Raw genomic sequence first — 14563 nt, forward strand, 5'->3', positions numbered from 1 at the left:
GCTTTTTCCCTCCCTTTTTTCACACAAAAAAGGGAGCGCGGGGTGCAGGGGTGCGTAACGCTCTGCTAGATCACTTACAAGATGGAATCTTGAATAGAGGGGTGGGGGTGCAGCACCCTCAAAAAGAAAAAGAGCGGGCCTTGGCCACCTCCCGTGGGGAGATAGAGCCAGGGCCCGCTGTCACTTTAGCGGCTGGAATTACAGGATCACGTTGACCTGCTCACCGGCAAGCCATTTGGTGATGTTGTCAAATACGATGTGGCACCGGGCCTCCATAGACTCGGCGGAAGCGAAAGCCACATGAGGGGTGACAATGGTGTTTTTGCTGTGGAGCAGGGGGTGGTTCACATCCAAAGGAGGCTCCACCTCAAAGACGTCGATGCCTGCGCCGGCGATGCGGCCTTCGTTGAGGGCATCAGCCAGGGCCTGGGAATCCACCACGGGTCCGCGGGCGGCGTTGATGACGATGGCGGTGGGTTTCATCAGGGCGATGCGCTCCTTGTTGATCAGCCCGCGGGAGCTGTCATTGAGGGGGCAGTGAAGGGAGATGATGTCAGACTCCTTGAGCAAAGTCTCCAAGTCCACATATTCCACAATGCCCTCGGCCTCTTTCTTAGGATGGGGAGCGTTGGCGATCACCTTGCAGCCAAAAGCTTTGCAGAGCTGTGCGGTCCGAAGGCCGATGGCACCCGTGCCGATGATGCCCACTGTCTTGCTGCCCAGCTCGCTGCCCACCAGGCCGTCTTTGGTCTGGCCTGCACGGCAGCGGGCTTCCACCTGGGGAACGTTGCGCAGCAGGGAGATCATCATAGCGATGCTCAGCTCGGCCACCGCCTGGGTGGAATATCCGGCAGCATTGCTCACCTTGACCCCTTTGGCCTTGGCGGCTTCCAGATCCACATGGTCCACGCCGGTGAAGGCGATATCGATGTATTTCAGGTTATCGCAGGCGGAGATGACCTCCCCTTTCAGCGGCATGTTGGCCAGCATGATCACATCGGCGTCTTTAGCCCGCTCAATCTGCACCTTGGGGTCGGTGTCCTTGGGGTAGGCGGTAAAGCTGTGGCCGGCATCGATCAGGGGTTTGGCACATTCTTCCAACACCTCTTGGGGAACGCCCAGAGATTCCAGCAATACAATTTTCATAACGAAGCCTCCTATATCACTGTTTAATCAGATTGCTACGTCCATAGTATCACACTTTTCCCCCGGTTACAAGGGGACAGGCCTACTGGTCTTCCCCCTCATCCGCAGGGACAAAGTCAATCTGCCCGGCGGAGACATCCACCCCAGCCACCGTCACCCGGATGGGGTCGCCCACCCGCAGTTTCCGGCCGCTGTGCTGGTCCACAAACTCCATTTTGCCGTCGTACTGGTAATCGCCCAGATCCGCCACCCGGATCAGGCCCTCCACCGTGTTGGGCAGCTCCACATAGACCCCATGGTTCACCGCAGAGGAGATCACCCCGTCAAACTCCTCCCCCAGGTGGGATTTCATATATTCCGCCTTGTAGCAGTCGTCGCAGCTGCGCTCCACCTGCATAGCCCGCACCTCCCGTTCACTGGTGCGCAGGGCCACTGTGCCCACCTGCTCCCGGAACCGGCGCTCGATGTTCTCTTTGCGCATACCGGTCAGGCTGGCAGTCATAATCCGGTGGATCATCAGGTCGGAATACCGGCGGATGGGGGAGGTGAAATGGGCGTAATCCGCCATGACAAGGCCGTAGTGGCCGATGTTCTTCTCGGAATATTTTGCTTTGGCCATCGACCGCAGCAGAGTGTTGTTGACAATCTTGCCAAAGGGGGTTTGGCGGGATTCCCGCAAAATCCGGGACAGCTCCCCCTGAGCCACCCCTGCTTTGATGGATTTGGAGGGGATGCCCAGGGCGTCCAGCGTCTCTTTGAGGTTCTGAAGCTTCTCTGGGTTGGGGGACTCATGAACCCGGTAGACAAAGGGCAGGCCCCTCTCCCCGGCAAAGCGGGCAGCCGCTTGGTTGGCCACCAGCATGAATTCCTCAATCATCCCCTCGCTGATGCCCTGTATCCGGGGCTGGATATCCACCGCGACCCCGTTTTCATCCAGCTTGATTTTGGACTCCACCGATTCCAGGTCCAGTGCGCCCCGGCGGGTGCGGTCCTGGGCAAGGCGGGAGGCCAGATCCTTCATGAGGAACAAAGTGTCCTTCAGTTCCCCGTATTTTTCCTGGATCTCCGGGGAGGCGGTGCCATCGTAAAGGGTGTTGATCTCACTGTACACCCCTTTGACCTGGGATCGGATCACCGATTTGACAAACCGGTAGGAGCGGATGGAGGTGTCCTCCCCCAGCTCCACCAGGGCGGAGAAGGCAAGGCGGTCCTCCCCGGGGTTGAGGGAGCAGATGCCGTTGGAGAGCTCCGGGGGCAACATGGGCACCACCGAACCCGGGAAATACACCGAATTTCCCCGCTCAAACGCCTCCTGGTCCAGGGGGCTGCCAGCAGTGACGTAATAGCTGACATCGGCGATGTGCACCCCCAGCAGCCAGCCGTCTTCCAACTTTTTCAGGGAGATGGCGTCGTCGATGTCCTTGGTGTCGGCCCCGTCAATGGTGAAGATGTCCTCCCCCCGCAGGTCCAGCCGGGCGGCCAGCTCTTTGGGGTGGATGCCGTCGGCCTCGATCTGCCGGGCCTGGGCGATGGCCTCGGCCGGGAACTGGCGCTCGATGCCGTTGGCGGCCAGGATAGCCTCACAGCAGCCGCTGGCCTTTTGGGCGTCGCCGAAGTTCTCCAGCACCGCCGCTTTGTGGGAGAAATGCCGGTCCCCCCGGTAACAGAGGTTTGCCAGCACCTTGTCCCCTTCTTTGACCTTGATCTTGCTGGAACGGCCGATCTCAATTGCGAACCGCACCTGGCGGTCGGGCAGGATGGAGAGCTTCCCCTCCTCCTTGACCACCACGCCGGTGAACCGGTAATCCCCCTCTTGGAGGATGCGGACTACCTCCGCTTCGGTCAGCTCCCCGTTGGAGCGGCGGCTGGAAATCAGCACCCGGTCCCCAGGCATAGCCCCTTTCATCGCCCGGCCGGGGAGAAAGACATCCTCCTCTTCCCCGTCGGGGCGGGCAAAGCCAAAGGCGGGCAGCACCTTCACCACTGTGGCGGGGCGCAGCCCCAAGCTCCGGCTGAGGACGTATCCCCCCTTTTGCAGAAGGACTTCCCCTGCCTTCACCAGCTCTTCCACAGCGGCGACCAGCTCCGGGCCCTGTTTTTCCTTGGCCTTCTGAGCCAGTTCTTTCAGCTTCAGCGGGGCCTTCTTCTGCCGGCGCAGCACCTGCACCAGATTGCTTTTTAAGGTCTCCCCCTCCATCAGCGGCACCTCTAAGGTGACTTTTACCGGGGACGTCCTGCGGCGGCTATTCAATCCCTGCGCCCCCGGTCTGGGGGAGGCTGGCCGTTGCGGCCCGGCCTTCTGGGGCACCGGTTTGGATGCAGTTCTTTTCTGCTTCGCCGGGCCCTTCTGCACCGCCTTTTGAGGGACCTGCTTTTGGATTTCCGGCTTTTTCTGGGTCAGAACCTGTCCCAGTTTCTTTTTGGGTTTGTTTTGTTGCATAGTTACTCCAATCTATATTGGCCGGGTTCGCCCGGCGGTCTCGATTCAAAATGTGAAAAACTGCCCTGCTAAGGAAGCAGGGCAGTCATCGTGCTTACTTATTTGGCATAGACGCTAACGGCCATGATTGCCAAGGCCACCGCGAAGAAAGCAAAGCCGCAGTACTTGGTAATGCGGGAAAGGGCGGCTGCGTTGGTGCGGTTCTTGTTGCGATCCATAAAAGTATCACCGGTGGAATCGCCAGCCAGGGAACCCAAGCCAGCCCTGGGCTGATCCTGCATCAGCACGCTGACGATGATGATGACACTGATGACAAGGAGCAACACTCCGCCTGCTATCTGAAATGTATTCATTGTATACCTCCGATATTTTTGTGCATTCTATATCCAGCTTAAAATATCATAGCATATTCAAGGTGCATTTGCAACCTTATTTTTTGCGGAAAACCAGTATAAAATACAGGATTTGACCGATACTATCATTGGTTTTTCGTTTTACCCTTTTGCGTTTGCTCGTACAAAACGAAAAACCAAGAGCCGGCTTTGGGGCTTTCCCATCGCCGGCTCTCTTTTTCCCCTTTTTGGAGGGTTTTCGGCTACGAGAGGGTCAGCTGCTCCCCTTCCTCTTCCCCGCGGGGGAACTGCCCCTGGCTGGGAAGGCTCTTGGGTCGGAACCGGTGAGGGTTAGACAGCATCCCTTCGCAGAACACTTTCGCCGAATCCACCACAGCGTTTTTCTTCAGCTGCATCACCTGGATGCCCTGGGTGTTCTTGGTGGACTTCGATTCCAGCGCTGCTGTATGCACCAGAAGCACCCTCCCGCCGGAGGAGGTGAGCATCAGCTCCCGATCCTCCTGAAGGTAGAGGGCCTGGCACAAGGGGAATTTGTCGCAGTAAGCGCTGATCAGCTTTTTGCGCCGGGTTTTGGTCTCGTAAGCGCTCATCTCCACCTTGGCCACCTTGCCGTTTTGAAAGACAAAAACCATGGCGCCCTGGTAATCAGCAGTAGCTGCCAGATAGACCACCGATTCCCCTTCGTCCATCCCCAGCTTGGCGGGCAGGTAATCCCCCAACTGGCTGGCCTTGCCGTCATCAAAATCACTGGCGCGGCATTTATAGACCTGGCATTGGTTGGTGAACACCAGCAGATGGGTGTTGTTGGTGGCCTCCAGCTCCTCCAGGATAGCATCCCCCTCTTTCAGCTTCTGCTCCCCGCTCATCCGCAGGGACTGGGGGGTAATTTTCTTAAAATATCCCTCTTTGGAGAGGAAGAGGCGCACCGGGTAATCGGGGATCTCCTCCTCCCCGCCTTCCTCCGACACCTCGGATTTGAAGATCAGCATGGACCGGCGGGGCTGGGAGAATTTTTTCGCCACCTCCCGCAGTTCCTTTTCCATAATGCCCTGGATCTTTTTGGGGCTTTTCAGGATATCCTCCATCTGGGCGATGTCCGACTCCAGCTGTTCGGTCTCCTGGGTGCGCTTGAGGATGTATTCCCGGTTCAGGTGGCGCAGGCGGATTTCCGCCACATACTCCGCCTGGATCTCATCGATGCCGAAACCGATCATCAGGTTGGGGACAACCTCCGATTCCTCCTCGGTCTCCCGGACAATTTTCACCGCTTTGTCGATGTCCAGAAGGATGCGGGCCAATCCTTTGAGCAGGTGGAGCTTCTCCTTTTTCTTGGTCAGGTCAAAAAAGATGCGCCGCTTGACGCACTCCTCCCGGAAGGCGATCCATTCCAGCAGGAGGGGGGCCACCCCCAGGACCTTGGGCATCCCCCCGATGAGGACGTTGAAGTTGCAGCCAAAGGCATCCTCCAACGGGGTGGTTTTGTAGAGGCGGGCCATCAATTTATCCGGGTCCACGCCCCGCTTTAGGTCGATGGTCAGTTTAAGGCCGTTGATATCGGTTTCATCCCGCAGGTCGGAGATCTCCCGCACCCGGCCGGATTTGACCAATTCCACAATCTTATCCATAATCGCCTCCACCGTAGTGGTGGGGGGAATTTGGGTGATTTCAATGCAGTTTTCCGCCTTGTCATAGGAATAGCGGGCACGCACCTTGACGCCACCCCTGCCGGTCTCGTAGATGCGGCGCATCTCCTCTGGGTCGTAGAGGATAAACCCTCCCCCGGGGAAATCCGGGGCCTGCAGGGTGGTGGCCACATCGTGGGCCGGATTTTTCATCAAGGCGATGGTGGTTTCGCAGACCTCAGCCAGGTTAAAGGGGCAGATGGAGCTGGCCATGCCCACCGCGATGCCCACATTGGAATTGGTCAGAATGGTGGGGAAGGACACCGGCAGCAAGGTGGGCTCCATCATGGTGTTGTCGTAGTTGGGGACAAAATCCACCGTGTCCTTGGCGATGTCCCCGAACAGCTCGCTGCAGATGGGCTCCAATTTGGCCTCGGTGTACCGGGGGGCGGCGTAGGCCATGTCCCGGGAATACGCCTTGCCGAAGTTGCCTTTGGAGTCCACAAAGGGGTACAGCAGGGCTTCATATCCCCGGGAGAGGCGGACCATCGTCTCATAGATGGCGGCGTCGCCGTGGGGGTTCAGCTTCATGGTTTGGCCCACAATGTTGGCGGATTTGGTTCTATTTCCGTTTAACAGCCCCATTGTATACATCGTATATAATATTTTCCGATGGCTGGGCTTGAACCCGTCGATCTCCGGGATGGCCCGGGAGACGATGACGCTCATGGCATAGGGCATATAGTTTTTTTCCAGGGTGTCCACAATGGCTTGATCCATCACTACCCCAGAGTTTTCAATGTAAACGTCCGGCCCCATTTTGGCTGGGGCAGAGGCGCGTTCTTTTTTCTTTCTTGGCGGCATAGCGGTTCACCTCGGTTGGGAACCCCCTGTTTGGGTCCCTTGTATTTGTTGCGCCGGAATGGGGCGCGCTGGCGGTTAGGACACATCTACCTCGTCCAGATATAGATGGCCGTTGAGGGCGATGTGCTCCTTCCGGCCGGATAGGTTGTCCCCCAACAGCAGGTCGAACATCCGGGCTGTGGCGGCGGCATCGCTGGGGCTGACCCGGATGAGCCGGCGGGTCTGGGGGTTCATGGTGGTCAGCCGCATCATATCGGCGTCGTTTTCACCTAGCCCTTTGGACCGCTGGATGTCATATTTTTCCTTGCCGATTTGGGCCAGAACGGTGGCCTTTTCCCCGTCGGAATAGGCAAAGTAGGTTTTGTTTTTGGTGGTGATCTCATAAAGGGGGGTCTCTGCGATATAGACATACCCTTTTTCGATCAGGGTGGGGGTCAGCCGGTAGAGCATGGTCAAAATCAGGGTGCGGATCTGGAACCCATCCACGTCCGCATCGGTGCAGATGACCACTTTGTTCCACCGCAGGCTGTCCAGGTCAAAGCTGGATAAATCCTTGTTGGCCTTGGTCTTGACCTCCACCCCGCAGCCCAGCACCTTGATGATGTCGGTGATAATCTCATTTTTAAAGATTTTGTCGTAATCCGCTTTGAGGCAGTTGAGGATTTTGCCCCGCACCGGGATGATGGCCTGGAACTCGGCATCCCGGCTCATTTTGCAGGAGCCCAGCGCCGAATCCCCCTCCACGATGTAGATCTCCCGGCGGGAGACGTCCTTGGAGCGGCAGTCCACAAACTTCTGCACCCGGTTGGAAAGGTCGATGGTGCCCGCCAGCTTCTTTTTCAAATTGAGGCGGGTTTTCTCCGCATTTTCCCGGCTGCGCTTGTTGATGAGCACCTGTTCAGCGATGCGGGCGGCGTCATCCGGGTTTTCGATAAAGTAAATCTCCAGCTGATGGCGGAGGAAGTCGTTCATCGCCTCGTAGATAAACCGGTTGGTGATGGCCTTTTTGGTCTGGTTTTCGTAGCTGGTCTGGGTGGAGAAGGAGGAGGATACCAAAACCAGGCAGTCCTCCACATCCTGGTAGGTGATCTTGCTCTCATTTTTCAGGTATTTGCCGCTCTGCTTCAGAAAGCTATCAATCTGATAGACAAAGGCCAGCTTCACCGCCTTCTCCGGGGAGCCTCCATGCTCCAAAAAACTGGAGTTGTGGTAATACTCGGTCAGGTGGAGCCGGTTGGAGAAGGTCAGCGCCACCGAGAGTTTGGCCTTGTATTCCGGCTTGTCCTCCCGGTCCCGGCCCCGACGCTCGGTTTGCCAGTAGATCACCGGGCAGAGGGTCTCTTCCCCGCCGGTCAGCTCCTTGACATAGTCGGTGATGCCGTCGGCGTAGCAAAACTCCTCTTCGGTAAAGCCCTTCTCTCCCTCCACCCGCAGGAGGAAGGTGAGCCCGGCATTGACCACTGCCTGGCGCTTGAGCACGTCCTGGAAATAAGCCACCGGCACATCGACCTCGGTGAATACCGCAAGATCCGGCTTCCAGCGGATGCGGGTTCCGGTCTGTTTGCGGCGGGTCTCCTCTTTCTGGAGGCCGCCCACATTCTCCCCCTGCTCAAAACGAAGGGCATATCGGAATCCATCTCGGAATATCTCTACATCCATATACTGTGAGGAATATTGGGTGGCACAAAGACCCAGGCCATTGAGGCCTAAGGAGAACTCATAGCTCTCGCCGTCGTTGGTGTTGTATTTTCCGCCGGCGTACAGTTCGCAGAAGACCAGTTCCCAGTTGAACCGGCCCTCCCGGCTGTTAAAATCCACCGGGATGCCCCGGCCGAAATCCTCCACCTCAATGGAACCGTCCTGGTATTTGGTGATGATAATTTTGCTGCCGAATCCTTCCCTGGCCTCGTCGATGGAGTTGGAGAGAATTTCAAACACCGAATGCTGGCAGCCTTCCAGCCCGTCGGAGCCGAAGATGACCGCCGGCCGTTTGCGGACCCGGTCTGCCCCTTTGAGGGCGGAGATGCTTTCGTTGTCGTATTGGGTTTGGGTGCGTTTTGCCATGAAGGACCTCCGAATCTATCGTTTTGCCCAAAGGCAGGTGTAATGTTGGAATAGCTTACCAATCTATTATACCGGGACAAGCCCGCGAACACAAGTGCGGCAGCAGGGAAAATCTGTCAATTCATTGAAAAAGCCCACATTTCCCCAGTAGATTTCCCCCAAAGCTTTGGGAGGGAGAAGCAAAAAATCAGTACCATCCAGATAGATGGTACTGATTTATACTATTTGTTTTCAATTACTCAGCATCTGGGGCGGAGGGATCTGCCGGGTATTCCTCCACCGGAGGTTCTTCACCGATGACCTGTTCTGGCTCATCGCTGCCTTTGGCCTGTTCCGCCAACTTGGAGAGGGGGACGAAAGTATCCTCCGCCGAAGGGGGAACCTCCCGGTTCTCCATCAGGGCTTTAAACTTCTCGCCATCCACCTTCTCATAGGTCATCAGGTATTCCGCCACCCGGTGCAGCTGATCCATATGATCCTCCAGCACCTGGCGGGTGCTTTCATAACAGGTGTCAATCACCTCGCGGATCTCGCCGTCAATCTCAGCGGCCACCGTCTCGGAATAGTTGCGGGAGTGGGAAATATCCCGCCCCAGGAAGACCTCTTCCTCGTTCTGGCCGTAGACAATGGGGCCCAGCTTCTCGCTGAACCCATACCGGGTGATCATATTGCGGGCAATTTTAGTGGCCCGTTCAATGTCGTTGGAGGCACCGGTGGAAATCTCGTTGAGCACCAGCTTTTCCGCAACCCGGCCACCAAGCAGCACCACAATTTCCTCCACCATCTCGGTTTTGGTCATATAGCTGCGGTCCTGGGTGGGCAGGGAGAGGGTAAATCCCCCCGCCATGCCCCGGGGGATGATGGACACCTGATGGACAGGGTCCTGGGTGGGCATGTAGTAGGTACAAACCGCATGGCCCGCCTCGTGGAAGGCAGTGAGCCGCTTATCCTTCTCGGTGACCACGTGGGATTTCTTCTCTGGGCCGGCCACCACCTTGATGGTGGCGTCCTCGATCTCCTGCATAGTGATGGCTTTTTTATCCTTGCGGGCAGCCAGCAGCGCCGCTTCGTTGACCAGGTTCTCCAGATCCGCGCCGGTGAATCCAGCGGTGGTGGAGGCGATGGTCTTCAGGTTGACATCGGGGGCCAAGGGCTTGTTGCGGGTGTGGACCTTCAAAATCTCCTCCCGGCCCTTGATATCCGGGTAGCCCACCAGGATCTGGCGGTCAAACCGGCCGGGCCGCAGGAGGGCAGGGTCCAGAATATCCCGCCGGTTGGTGGCGGCGATGATGATCACCCCGGAGTTGGCCCCAAAGCCGTCCATCTCCACCAACAGCTGGTTGAGGGTCTGCTCCCGCTCGTCGTGGCCGCCGCCCAAACCAGCGCCTCTCTGGCGGCCCACAGCGTCGATCTCATCGATGAAGACGATGCTGGGGGCGTTCTTCTTGGCCTGTTCAAACAGGTCGCGGACACGGGACGCACCCACGCCCACAAACATCTCCACAAAATCGGAACCGGAGATGGAGAAGAAAGGCACGCCAGCCTCCCCTGCCACCGCCCGGGCAAGCAGGGTTTTACCGGTGCCAGGAGGGCCCATCAACAGCACGCCTTTGGGAATCCGGGCGCCTAAACTGTTGAATTTAGCCGGGTTTTTGAGGAATTCCACAATCTCAACCAGTTCGGCCTTTTCTTCATCTGCGCCGGCCACATCGGCAAAGGTGACCTTGCGCCCCTCATCGGGGGTGCGGGCCTTGGCCTTGCCGAAGCCCATGACATTGCCTCCGCCGCTGCCGCGGGATTGGCGCATCATCATAAACCAGAAAACCACCATGGCGCCGATGAGCAGCAATGTGGGCAGCATCTGTACCCACCAGGGGGCCTCCACTGGCGGCAGGATCTGATAGGTCAGTTTATCGCCGGGGTTGGCCTCGTTGTACTTGTCGATGTCATCCTGGATTTGATCCATAAAATAGAGGGAATTGGGGACGCTGGACACCACAGTGCGCCGCTTGCCATCTTCTTCGATAACCAGGCTCAAGTCGCCAGTACCATAATCCAGCTCAAAATCCCGGACTTTTTGATCTTCAAAATACCCGAGGATGGTGGAGTATTTTACCAGGTTTGGCGTCGTATCCTGGGAAAACACGGCGGTCAGGGTCAGCATCAGCGCCAAAAGCACCGCAAGATAGATGCCCAGCCCTTTGTTCTTGTTGGATTTCAAATGCATTCACTCCCCTTTTGGATTCGGAATACGGGAGGCTTATTTGCTGTAAACCTCGGGTTTCAATACGCCCACATAGGGCAGGTTGCGGTATATCTCGTTATAATCCAGGCCGTAACCCACCACAAATGCATCGGGGACGGTAAATCCCACATAATCGGGGTGGATATCCGCCTTGCGCCCCTCCGGCTTATCCAGCAGGGTGGCAATTTTTATACTGGCGGGATTGCGCTTGGTCAAAATCTCCCGCAGGTAATAAAGAGTGAGGCCGCTGTCCAGGATATCCTCCACCAGCAGCAGGTCTTTTCCCTCCAAGAGGGCATCCAGGTCTTTAAGTATTTTAACCACGCCAGAGGATTTCACCCCTGCCCCATAGCTGGAGACAGACATAAAATCAATCTGGGCCGGAATTGTGATAGCCCGCATCAAATCGGCCATAAAAATAACCGAGCCCTTCAGCACGCTGACCATCAGAAGGTTTTTCCCCTCGTAGTCCCTGCTGATGGCGGCGCCCAGCTCCTGGACTTTGTTTTTCAGCTCTTCTTCGGTGATCAGCACCTTTAAAATATCATTGTTCATATCAGCCATCATTCGTTGTCCTCCCCCTCTTTGATCTCCAGTCCCTGCCGGGTTTCCCCCGTTGCGGCAACCCGCTGGGCTGCGCCGAACCCCTCCACCCAAATCGGGCCTTCTGGATCGGCTAAGACCCACAGGCCCGGCCGCTTCCACGGAGGGATTTTTTCTTCGTTGAAGAGTTTTTTCAACGATTTTTGGCACCCCCTGCCCACCAGCTGGATGGCATCCCCCGGAAGGCGGTGGCGGATCAAAACAGTATTATATATTTTATCATAGTCCAGGATGTTTTTTAAGCGGGAATCCTTTTTTTGTATAAAATTTTTAATTTGTTCACAATCCTGAAGCTCCCAAAAAGACAGTTGTTTCCCTGATGCAGACTGAATAGAAAAATCGGGCAGGCCCTCCCGCGGAAGGGGGATGGATTCCCCGCTTTGTTGGGCTGATTCCTCTAAAAAGGCCAGGGTGGTGGGGCTGGCGGCAAAAATCCATCCGCCGGGGAGGCTCACCTGGCCTTCCCCTGCCTCTGCCCGCCCCATCAGCTGGGTGAGGCGCTGGGCGGTGACCTCCAGCCCTCGCTCCTTCAGGAGCAGGGCCAGCACCCGGCCCTGCATCGCCGGATGGAGGGCGAGAAACCCCGGCCGGGAACAGTCTTCCCCCAAGCGGATGCTGTCAAGGCATCTGCGGCCCTCCTCTTCCAGAAAGTCCTCTTCTAGGGCGAGGGTGCGGGAAAGGCGGGCGATGGCTTCCTTTGCGCCGGGGTGGACGGCCTCCAATTCCGGGAGCACCCGGTGACGCACCCGGTTGCGGCTGTAGACATCCTGCAAGTTGCTGCTGTCGGTCACATAGGGCAGGCCCTCCCTTTGGCAGTAGCCCTCCACCTCTTCCCGTGTTGCCAGGATCAGCGGGCGGATGATTTTGCCCCGTTTGGGGGGAATCCCCGTAAGCCCCTTGAGGCCGGTTCCCCGGCAGAGGTGGAACACCACCGTCTCCACGTTGTCCGACTGGGTGTGGGCAGTAGCTACCAAAGAGTGTTCCCCGGCGCAGAGCTCTTCAAACAGCCGGTACCGTTCCTCCCGGCCGCATTCTTCCACCGAGAGGCCGTTTTTCCGGGCCAGGGCGGCGATGTCCACCGTGCGCAGGGTCAAAGGGATGGACCGCTCCCGGCAGAAATCCTCCACAAACCGCTGGTCCCGGAAGCTCTCCTCCTCCCGTAGGCAGTGGTTTAGGTGGCAGGCGGTGAGGGTGATGCCCAGCTGCTCCCGGTTTTTCCAGAGAAAATGGGTCAGGGCGACCGAATCGGCGCCGCCCGAAAGAGCAGCGCACACCCTGTCGCCCTGGTGGATCAAATCAAGCTTCACAATTGCGTCAAACGCCTTATGGTTCATTGCGGAAATACTCCAAACTTTTAAATCGGGTAAACTGGCCGTCCCATCCCATCTTCACCGAGTCGGTCTCGCCGTGGCGGTTTTTGGCCACAATGCACTCGGCGGTGTTCTGCTCCTCACACTCCCGGTTATAATATGCTTCCCGGTAGAGGAACATGACGATATCGGCATCCTGCTCAATGGAGCCGGATTCCCGCAGGTCGGAGAGCATGGGCCGGTGGTCGGTCCGGGACTCAGGGCCGCGGGACAGCTGGGAAAGGGTGATGACCGGCACGTTGAGCTCCTTGGCCATGATCTTTAAAGAGCGGGTGATCTCCGAGACCTCCTGGACCCGGTTTTCGCTCCGCTTGCCGGTGCTCATCAGCTGCAGGTAGTCGATGACCACCAGCCCCAGGTCCCGAAAGCGCCGGAGCTTGGCTTTCATCTCCGCCACAGTGATGCCGGGGGTGTCGTCGATGTAGATGGGCGCCTGGGAGAGCACCTGGGCGCTCATGGCCAATTTGACCCAGTCGTCCGGCTTCAGGTTGCCGGTGCGAAGGCTCCCCGACTGGATCAGCGCCTCGCTGGAAAGAAGGCGGGTCACCAGCTGTTCCTTGCCCATCTCCAGGGAGAAGACCGCCACCTGCTTGCCCGTCTTGGTGGCCACATTGGCGGCGATGTTGAGGCCAAAGGCGGTTTTTCCCATACCGGGGCGGGCCGCCACCAAAATCAGGTCGGTCCGGTTCAGGCCGGTGATGATGGAATCCAGCGCCGCAAAGCCAGTGGGCAGACCCATGTACTTCTCTTTGTCCTCACCGCTTAATTTTTGCAGCCGGTCATAGGTCTGCAAAATGATCTCGTCGATGCGGGTGAGACCGGAGGCATCCCTCCCCTGGCGGATGTCAAAGATGCTCTGCTCCGCCATGTCCAGGAGGGTGCGGGCGTCGGTGGAACCGTCCCGGGAGAGGTCGATGACCTTCTGGGAGGCCAGGATCAAGCTGCGGATGTAGGACTTCTCCTGCACGATTTTGGCATAGGACTCCACGTTGGCGGTGGAGGGGACGATCTGGGCCAGCTGGGTCAGATAGATCTTGGCGTCCTCATCGGTGTCAAATATCCCCTCCCGCTTGGCCATCTCCAGCACGGTGATAAAGTCGATGGTCTGGGAGGAGACAAACATCCGGGTCAGCACCGAGAACAGCTCCTGGTGCTGGGGCCGGTAGAAACTCTCCGGCTTGATGTATTCCATCACCCGGGTGATGCAAGCTGGGTCGATTAAAATGGCGCCCAGCACCGACTGCTCCGCCTCCAGGCTATAAGGGAGCTGCTGGGTGTAGAGCTGTTCGGTGATGCCCACGGCTTCCATCCTGCATTCCCTCCTTACAAATCATAGCAAATCTGCCTATTCCTTTTCTGCCACCAGCACTTGGACGCTGGTGGTGATGCCGGGGTAGAGCTTGACCTCCACCTTGTAGCCGCCGAAGGCCTTGATGTCGGCATCCAGCTCAATTTTGCGCCGGTCCACCTTGACACCGAACTGCTTCTCGATCTCCTCGCCGATCTCCTTGGCGGTGACCGAGCCAAACAGGCGGCCGCCGGTGCCGGCTTTGGCGGTGACCTTGACCACCTTGTCCTTCAGCTTGGCAGCAGTGTCCATAGCCGCCTGTTTCTCCACCGCGATGCGGTGCTCGTTGGCAGCCTGTTTGTTCTTCAGGTCGTTCATAGCCTGGGCGGTGGCTTCGATGGCCAGGCCCTTAGCCAAAAGGAAATTACGGGCGTAGCCGTCGCTGACGTTGACCAGCTCGCCCTTTTTGCCGCTGCCTTTTACATCCTGTGTGAGAATTACTTTCATATTGTACTCCATTCCGCCGCTCTGCCCGGCTAGAGAATTTTGAAACCCGACGCCCCCGCAG

At 57.7% G+C, this 14563-nt stretch carries 10 protein-coding genes; all 10 read right to left on the reverse strand.

Annotated elements, in window-relative coordinates; translation table 11 throughout:
* Positions 1-198: 198 nt before the first annotated feature.
* A complete protein-coding gene (locus tag RDQ42_RS04135) occupies positions 199-1146 on the reverse strand; it encodes a 2-hydroxyacid dehydrogenase (protein WP_054330750.1) in 948 nt (315 codons plus the stop codon).
* Between the two features lie 82 nt (positions 1147-1228).
* Positions 1229-3586, reverse strand: coding sequence for a ribonuclease R (rnr, locus tag RDQ42_RS04140; RefSeq protein WP_231358599.1), 2358 nt, complete (start codon positions 3584-3586; stop codon positions 1229-1231).
* A gap of 98 nt (positions 3587-3684) precedes the next feature.
* Positions 3685-3939 (reverse strand): preprotein translocase subunit SecG, encoded by a 255-nt coding sequence (secG, locus tag RDQ42_RS04145; protein WP_054330747.1) that lies wholly within the window; start codon positions 3937-3939, stop codon positions 3685-3687.
* Positions 3940-4181: 242 nt separating this feature from the next.
* Positions 4182-6425, reverse strand: coding sequence for a DNA topoisomerase (ATP-hydrolyzing) subunit A (locus tag RDQ42_RS04150; protein ID WP_308588345.1), 2244 nt, complete (start codon positions 6423-6425; stop codon positions 4182-4184).
* Positions 6426-6500: 75 nt separating this feature from the next.
* Positions 6501-8489, reverse strand: coding sequence for a type IIA DNA topoisomerase subunit B (locus RDQ42_RS04155; protein ID WP_071427315.1), 1989 nt, complete (start codon positions 8487-8489; stop codon positions 6501-6503).
* Between the two features lie 235 nt (positions 8490-8724).
* The gene (gene ftsH, locus RDQ42_RS04160; protein ID WP_369949010.1) at positions 8725-10716 is read right to left on the reverse strand and encodes an ATP-dependent zinc metalloprotease FtsH; all 1992 of its coding nucleotides are present in this window, start codon (positions 10714-10716) and stop codon (positions 8725-8727) included.
* Between the two features lie 33 nt (positions 10717-10749).
* Positions 10750-11289: a hypoxanthine phosphoribosyltransferase gene (gene hpt / locus RDQ42_RS04165; protein ID WP_054331228.1), complete on the reverse strand. Its 540-nt coding sequence runs from the start codon at positions 11287-11289 to the stop codon at positions 10750-10752.
* An 8-nt stretch (positions 11290-11297) separates the two neighbouring features.
* Positions 11298-12671, reverse strand: coding sequence for a tRNA lysidine(34) synthetase TilS (gene tilS / locus RDQ42_RS04170; RefSeq protein ID WP_071427317.1), 1374 nt, complete (start codon positions 12669-12671; stop codon positions 11298-11300).
* Positions 12661-14016 carry a replicative DNA helicase gene (gene dnaB / locus RDQ42_RS04175; protein ID WP_308588350.1) on the reverse strand — a complete coding sequence of 452 codons (1356 nt, stop codon included), beginning with the start codon at positions 14014-14016 and terminating at the stop codon, positions 12661-12663. Before dnaB ends, tilS begins: the two co-directional genes overlap by 11 nt.
* Before the next feature lie 36 nt (positions 14017-14052).
* Positions 14053-14502 (reverse strand): 50S ribosomal protein L9, encoded by a 450-nt coding sequence (gene rplI / locus RDQ42_RS04180; RefSeq protein ID WP_071427318.1) that lies wholly within the window; start codon positions 14500-14502, stop codon positions 14053-14055.
* Positions 14503-14563 lie beyond the last annotated feature (61 nt).

The sequence above is a fragment of the uncultured Merdimmobilis sp. genome, assembly GCF_902471145.1.
Lineage (GTDB): Bacteria > Bacillota > Clostridia > Oscillospirales > Ruminococcaceae > Merdimmobilis > Merdimmobilis hominis.